Source organism: Candidatus Symbiopectobacterium sp. NZEC135 (assembly GCF_025962695.1).
The window spans coordinates 1-793 of sequence record NZ_JAGFPF010000994.1 but is presented as its reverse complement, the minus strand read 5'-3'; the positions used below and the strand labels follow the sequence as shown (position 1 = coordinate 793).

Below are 793 nucleotides of genomic sequence, written 5' to 3'. Positions count from 1 at the left end.
GCCGCACATTCCTTTGCCTTTGTCGTAATCAGCGGGGTTGGCGGAGGCCGCGAGCACGGCACCTTTATCTACCCACAGCCACGTGTCGGAACGCATACTCAGTGGGCCGCTTAGAAAGGTATTGTGGCCGTTGGCGGCAATTAATTTCACGGCTTGACCCGCAGGGCAGCGTTCGATGGCCTGCTGAATCCGTTGCTGATTATTTCCCGGTTCGGGCGTCAGGGTGGAACAAATGTGCTGCGGATAAGCGGGTTCCTGTACCAGACGACGATCGGCTGCGTGCGCGATGCTTAATAAAAATGCCGGGCAAAGAGACAGTAACGTTGTGAGTGTTTTTGCGTTCATCGGTATAGCCTGCTAACCATCATCCACGATAGTTACGTTGTTTTCATCCAGACGATGATTAAAACAGAACCGCAAACGCCGCTCTCTCGTTGCCGCGTAAGAAAGTGTCACAAAGTTATACTTCATTTTATCGCCATCGCCGTCCCTTTTCCGCTGTTGCAGAAGAATAAATATCGGCGTGTAGCTAATCTCTATCAATCAAGCCAGGGCTTTCGCTTTGAGTTTTTGGTATTCCTCTTCAGTAATGATGCCATCATCTAACAACTTCTTAGCTTCTGATATGTGCTCGGCGGGCGATTTCCCCGCGACCTCACGAATATATTCGTTAGTTGCTGAGACTGATTTTTTCACCTGTGCGCGATGTCGCTCTGCCATGCCCTTGCCGCGCACGATAAGGTAGATGAGAGAGGTAAGTAGCGGAATAAAAAGTAAGAAAACAATCCACGCC

Annotated in this window: 1 protein-coding gene and 1 pseudogene; both read right to left on the bottom strand. The window is 50.1% G+C overall.

Annotated elements, in window-relative coordinates:
* Positions 1–345: pseudogene (locus J5224_RS31970) on the bottom strand (endopolygalacturonase); the annotation flags it as partial.
* Between the two features lie 198 nt (positions 346–543).
* The coding region (locus J5224_RS31965; RefSeq protein ID WP_264628983.1) for an SHOCT domain-containing protein at positions 544–793 on the bottom strand (250 nt) is incomplete at its 5' end.